The organism is Pseudoalteromonas sp. BZK2, assembly GCF_014349195.1.
Classification (GTDB): Bacteria; Pseudomonadota; Gammaproteobacteria; order Enterobacterales; family Alteromonadaceae; genus Pseudoalteromonas; species Pseudoalteromonas simplex.
The window spans coordinates 84,484-90,483 of the sequence record NZ_JACSOG010000018.1; the positions used below are offsets into that span (position 1 = coordinate 84,484).

Sequence of the window (6,000 nt, forward strand, 5' to 3'; positions counted from 1 at the left end):
AATGGGTTTACGTTTTAAAGTTCCACATACCCTGATACTGCTGCTGGGCATGATGGTTGTTGCGCTTATTGCTACTTGGTTAGTACCACAAGGTTTTTTCACTACTACATTAAGTGAATCAGGCCGAGAAATGGTTGTTGCGGGCACCTATCAAACGGTTGCTGAGCGCCATTACTTAACTCCATGGGATTTATTACAAGCCATACCTCGCGCTTTTGCTGCTGCTCAAGATGTTATTTTCTTTGTGTTAATTGTGGGCGGTGTATTAGCTGTTGCACGTGCCACAGGCACTGTTGATGCGCTCATTGGTAGGCTTTTAGAGCGACACGGTAAAAAACCGCAACGATTAATCTTTATGGTGGTGTTTTGCTTTGCCTTAGCATCAAGCAGTATTGGTACCGCCGGCGAATATATTCCTTTTGTTATTATTCTTGTAGCGCTTTGTAAGGCAATGCGCTTAGATGCAATGACTGCCGTAGGTATGATAGTCGCAGGTTATGGTATTGGTTATGGTGTTTCGGCATTTAACCCATTTACGGTATTAATCGCACAGCAAATTGCTGGTATTCCTGTTTACTCTGGCCTGTGGTTACGTTTAGCTATATTTATTCCATTTGTGCTCATTGGTTTTCATCATGTTTGGCAATACACCAAAAAGGTAGCGCACGATCCGTCTAAATCAATGATGATTGGCGTGCCTTGCCCACTCGAAAATCAAACAGCAACAAGTTACCCAGCACTTGCCCTGCGCCATAAACTAGTTTTAGGTAGCTTTATTATTACCCTAGCAATTGCAGTATGGGGCATCGCAACTAAGGGCTGGTACTTATACGAGCTAGGTGGTGTTTTTATTGCTTGGGGTGTGGTTGTAGCCATTTTAGGCAAACTATCTGCTGATGAAGCAGCAAACAAATTTATAGAAGGCGTATCTGATCTTGTTACCACCGCAGTGTTAATTGGTGTTGCACGTGGTATTGCGCTTATTTTAGAAGACGGCCAAATCCTGCATAGCCTTGTCCATGGCATGTCGTTACCGCTTTCTTATGTATCTGCTGAAATATCTGCAATTGGCATGCTGGTTATTCAAACCCTACTCAATACCTTTATTCCTTCTGGTTCAGGGCAAGCTTATGTCACCATGCCACTCATGGCCCCACTCGGTGATTTAGTCGGTGTACCAAGACAAGTTGCCGTACTTGCTTATCAATTTGGTGATGGCTTTTCAAATATGATCATTCCGACCAATGCTGTACTTATGGGCATTTTAGGGATGGCAGGTGTGCCTTACGGCCATTGGTTTAGATTCTGTTTACCACTACTAATTAAACTAATGGTCGCAGCATCGGTTGTATTAGTATTAGCTGTAATGTTTGGCTATGGCTTAGATGTGCAGCCCATACTAAATTAAGTTAGTTGAGTGAGCTAATTGGCTCCTAAATTAATGATGCACGCTAACACCTATGTGTTAGCGTGGCTCTTAGCATTACTTGCCACAAATAATTGTCAGATGAAAAGCTAATTATAAAAACTTCTGTACGAAAGCTTTTAACTCGTCTTTCTCAGCTTCACTAGCAAATCAATGTGCCGTAATGATCAAGATTGTGGATTAACAATATACGTTATGAGTTCTTTAAATAGTTTGTGATGTACGTAGTGAAGTTTCTTTAGCAGAAAGTAAGGGTTTTACAGATTTAGCCTCTTCTTGATAACGGTTTCTCGTATCCCATAAATCTACGGAGTGCTGGATATTAAGCCAAAACTCTGGGGTATTCCCTAACGCAGCAGCTAGCTTAATTGCAAGTGGCGCCGTTAAGCTACCGCCATTAATCAAATTACTAACTGTATTTCTATGCACACCCATTGCTTCAGCTAAAATTTTTGATGTAATGCCCATAGGCTCCAAAAACTCTAGCTTCAGCATTTCACCTACACTCACTGGACGACGCTTTGTAATACGCATAAACCTTACCTCAATACTTATTAGGGTCTAAATAAGTGTTTTCTGCTACACCATCAACCCACTTAAAAATCAATCGATACTGTTTGTTCACGTATTGAACACCAATCTTTCAAGTTACCTTCAAGATGTTTAAACCGGTTATCTGGTGGTACTCTTAAGTCAGATTCAGCCTTTACTGCATCTAATATTTCTAGCTTACGATATAAAGCATTCTCGATAACCTTAGGGATTAATCGATGACGCTTATCCTCTTCATAGAATGCTTAGAGCCACTCATCCTTAAAATCTACAGCCATATCCTTGCACTGTCCTATTGTGCATCAGTATAGAAATAATAGCGCACAGTCATAATGTGCACAACATATACGTTTAAAAATCACTCTGGGCACTTTTGTCGCGTATAAACTTATTCGTAGAAAACCATTTTTGGATATAAATGGGTTGGTGCTGAAGGACAGTTTTGTGCCAAAATCAGAAAATAAGCCATACCTTGATTATGCCCCAAAATAAGTTAGGTTAAATGCTCTAACTGCTGCTTTGAGCAATCAAGAAACGGTCCAAGCCCTATACATTGAATGATAAGTTAACGCATCTTTAATAATAGCTAGAAAATTTTGCTTAATGGGCTTACAACACCGTTTGCTCCTTGTTGTAAAACATGGGTGTAAATCTGTGTGGTTTTGACATCAGAATGGCCCAATTGTGCTTGAACGGTGCGAATATCGGCGCCACTTTGCAATAGGTGCGTTGCAAATGAATGGCGCAAGGTATGAGGCGTAATAACCTTTGTAATCAAAATCAATGTCCTTTACTCGCAATTGCACCGCTTCCATCACACGCAAACCACTTCCATACATTAACCCCGTGATTAAGTAATATCGCTTGGAAAGATGACTCATCAATTGCTTTACTTCATCAGGCGTCATCACTACAGGCAGCTTAGGTTGTCGATTACTTCGTGCAAAATTCAAGTTTAAAGAAAGCTCATTTTTGACAATATGTTTATATAAAAAAACGAGCGCATTTAAAGCTGCACTTTGTGTTCTAGGTGACATATTACGTTTTAATACAATATGGTCTAAAAACGCTTTGACTTCTGCATCTCCCATTGAGCTTGGGTGACGTTTGTTGTGAAAGTGAATAAATTTTGCGATCCAACCTAAATAAGCATTAATTGTTCTTAATGAATACTGACGAGTGAGCATATAGTCTGCAATGTAGTTTAAATAAGGAGAGCGAGTTTTCATTTTCATTCCTTTGAAAAGAAGCTGTATATATATACAGTTTTAGATCAGTTGCTCGTATAGTCAAGAAAACGACCCAATCGCTCGTTTTTATCCTGAGGTAAAAGCGAGAACTCCTAAATTTTAATAACACTGGTAATTAGTTAACAAGTTTGTTAGAAATAATCTAATAAGAAAAACGAGCTACGCTGTGGTAGAAAAACGCGCGATTAGCTCGCTATAAACATGTTATATGCCTATGACATTTTTGAGCCGTTCTACAGCTTTGGTGTTTCTTCTTATAAGTTTTATCATGCTATATGGTGTAGGTGAGCGCTTTTTAGGTGCATTATGGATGCTCTATAAGTTTTATGGGAGCAATGGAGAAGGGATTTCGCTTGGTGTCTCAGTGACACTTACTACTTACCTTGTCTCATTTGGTTTAATAGCTGTTTCAAGAGTTCTGTTCACCAAATCTGGTGATAAGGTTGTTTTATCACTATCCAAAGTTACGGGCTACATAGTGTGGTCTGGGCTAATACTTTTAACTATTTTGCTTGTTACACCACTAGCTCACCTTTACTCGAGATAGCGGCATATAACAAAGCAAATTAAAAGTGCGGACAAAAAACAGTTGGCTTTGTTCGTGCCTCACAAATTATAGCCAACTATTTTTAGCCGTTTATTTGCGGCGTTAGTTTACAAAAGGAGTTTGGTGGTGTTTGAGAGTATTGCGGTTTATTCAGGATTAATTGCAACAATCTGGATTTTCATTGGCGTTTATGTAGCAAGTAGGTTTTATGATGGTTACAGCCATTCTAAGCAATTTTGTAGTGAGTTAGGTGCGACTGGTAGCCCAACTGAAAAACTATCTCCTTTAATTAATAATTATCCTCTTGGCTTTCTATTTTGCTTTTTCGGCTGGTACCTGGCTCAACTATCAAATGTTTCAACTTTAGTGAATGTTTCGGGTTGGTTAGTTATAGCTCATGGTGTTGGTACATGGGTCGCAGGTTACTTCCCAATGGACGCCGATCCATTTACTAAAAATCCTACTTTTAATTGTAAAGTACATTCTTGGGCTGGTTTTATCATGTTGCTTTCTCTCGTTGCGGCACCAATATTAATAGCTATAAGCCCAACAACTGATATTATCCCTCTATATTTTCGTGTATTTTCAGTTATATCTGTTGTCGCTGCTATTTATTATCTCTTTACTATGGCTAAAGCCGTCAAAACACAAAGCAACCCAGGCATACATCAACGTATTTCTTATGGTATCCAGCTAATGTGGCTAAGTACCTTTTCAATAGTGCTGGTGTAATTGTAAACTAACAAGCGCTTTAACCACAAAGGACGCAAAACAGCAGGCTTGCGCTCCTTCGTCGCTAATTTTAGCCTGCTATTTTTCGCCGGTTAGGCAAGCGTTATAAATCACTATGAGCATCGAAGAAATCTTTAAAATAGCAGCTGCAATAATCGCATCACTGGGTGGTGGTGCATTGTTGCTTGCCGCATTCTCCCATTGGCTTGGAAGCTTATGGGCAAAGCGCATGCTGCAAAATGAAAGAGCCACGCATGAGGAGAGCCTCCAAAAACTAAAGGCTAAGAATGAGGCAGACCTAGAGGACTTGAAAGCTCAAATAGATACCTTGAAGCAAAAAGAGTTGAATCGTCACTTTGATAAATTGGCTATCTACAAGGATGTGATTCATATAGTTTCAGAAATTCTTAGAGAACTAGAGGCAGTTGCCACATCAACGCAAGAGTCTATTAGTGCAGACGTTGAGCATTCCTTCGCCCTAAATCGAAATAAAGCTTATGGCTACATATCGTTAGTTTCCTGCCAAGAAGTGCTGGATAAATACAATGAGATGATCGATTTCTTTATTCCATTACTTTACGAGGGCAAGCAAGCGACATGGGAGCAGATGAGAGAAAAAGCTGACTCTATGCTAAATGCCATGCGTAACGATCTTGGGATAAATGAAGGAGAAGTCGTGTATAGAGGCACAAGGTGATTTATAACAAGGCCAGCCAGAGGGACCAAAAAACCGCCGCTTTCGCTCTGGTTTTTCGGCCCCTGCTGGCGACGTTATAAGCCACAATAGCCACCGTCACTTTGGAACCCTGTGAGTATTTTAAAACTAGAGAAACGATATTTTAACTTTTGGCTTTTATTAGCGTATTTCCTCGTTATTGGGTTAATTGATTCCCAATTATTCAGCCCAATACTCATATTATTAGCTATTCTTTTAAGCTACTTATTTCCTGAAAAACGCGAAAGTGGTTATTTCTTGGATGCTATTGATTTAGGGGAGTATTCTGACCAATATTTATATGCATTATATCGAGCGTTTCTTTCATACACGTATATTTATTTGGCATATTCCATTAACTATCAGCTTTCGTTGGATATAGTATTTTTTATTTTCTGGTGCACTGGCGGTTTTTTATATTCATTCGCGGCTTCATTTGTACCCAAGGATGGCTTCAAAACAGGCGGTAATTTTAAAGTAGCTCAACTTTATGCAATCATGTATCTTTTAGTTACTTTACTATTAACTTATTGGATAATAGTTAGTTTTAAAGGGCTTGATTGGTTTAGTCCCTTAGTCACAAATATCTATCATTTAGTTATCGGTGGCTTATAACAAGGCAATTATGTGTGGGACGCAAAACACTTGGCTTGCGCTCCTTCGTCGCTAATTTTAGCCAAGCATTTATGCGCCCATTAGTAAGGCGTTGGTATGACTCCCACAGTCAAGTTAAACGCACTGATCCTTGCCTAACTTTTTAAGCCATAATTTCTTCAGC

Annotated in this window: 5 protein-coding genes and 2 pseudogenes; 4 read left to right on the forward strand and 3 right to left on the reverse strand. The window is 39.4% G+C overall.

Features of this window, described 5'->3' with window-relative positions; all coding sequences use genetic code 11:
- The first annotated feature begins 1 nt into the window (after position 1).
- Positions 2 to 1,408, forward strand: a complete 1,407-nt coding sequence (locus tag BIZ38_RS12680; protein WP_166340931.1) for a YfcC family protein — start codon at positions 2 to 4, stop codon at positions 1,406 to 1,408.
- A gap of 222 nt (positions 1,409 to 1,630) precedes the next feature.
- Here the strand turns inward: BIZ38_RS12680 and BIZ38_RS12685 are convergent, their stop codons facing one another.
- The 3 genes and pseudogenes from BIZ38_RS12685 to BIZ38_RS21965 form a co-directional block, all read right to left on the reverse strand.
- On the reverse strand, positions 1,631 to 1,960 hold the full coding sequence (locus tag BIZ38_RS12685) for a HigA family addiction module antitoxin (RefSeq protein WP_138617358.1): 330 nt from the start codon (positions 1,958 to 1,960) through the stop codon (positions 1,631 to 1,633).
- Positions 1,961 to 1,970: 10 nt separating this feature from the next.
- Positions 1,971 to 2,208, reverse strand: a pseudogene (locus tag BIZ38_RS21820) (type II toxin-antitoxin system RelE/ParE family toxin); the annotation flags it as partial.
- 356 nt (positions 2,209 to 2,564) lie between these two features.
- A pseudogene (locus BIZ38_RS21965) lies at positions 2,565 to 3,207 on the reverse strand (tyrosine-type recombinase/integrase).
- Positions 3,208 to 3,901: 694 nt separating this feature from the next.
- Here BIZ38_RS21965 and BIZ38_RS12700 point away from each other — a divergent pair.
- The 3 genes from BIZ38_RS12700 (at position 3,902) to BIZ38_RS12710 (ending at position 5,837) form a co-directional block, all read left to right on the forward strand.
- The gene (locus BIZ38_RS12700) at positions 3,902 to 4,507 is read left to right on the forward strand and encodes a DUF998 domain-containing protein (RefSeq protein ID WP_138617360.1); all 606 of its coding nucleotides are present in this window, start codon (positions 3,902 to 3,904) and stop codon (positions 4,505 to 4,507) included.
- A 115-nt stretch (positions 4,508 to 4,622) separates the two neighbouring features.
- Positions 4,623 to 5,204, forward strand: coding sequence for a hypothetical protein (locus tag BIZ38_RS12705; protein WP_187490414.1), 582 nt, complete (start codon positions 4,623 to 4,625; stop codon positions 5,202 to 5,204).
- A 111-nt stretch (positions 5,205 to 5,315) separates the two neighbouring features.
- Complete coding sequence (locus BIZ38_RS12710) at positions 5,316 to 5,837, forward strand: hypothetical protein (protein WP_187490415.1); 522 nt, start codon at positions 5,316 to 5,318, stop codon at positions 5,835 to 5,837.
- Positions 5,838 to 6,000 lie beyond the last annotated feature (163 nt).

Excerpts from the sequence above, each read along its gene's own strand:
- BIZ38_RS12680 (WP_166340931.1), top strand. The coding sequence starts at position 2 with ATGGGTTTACGTTTTAAAGTTCCACATACCCTGATACTGCTGCTGGGC.
- BIZ38_RS12685 (WP_138617358.1), bottom strand. The coding sequence starts at position 1,960 with ATGCGTATTACAAAGCGTCGTCCAGTGAGTGTAGGTGAAATGCTGAAG.
- BIZ38_RS12705 (WP_187490414.1), top strand. The coding sequence starts at position 4,623 with ATGAGCATCGAAGAAATCTTTAAAATAGCAGCTGCAATAATCGCATCA.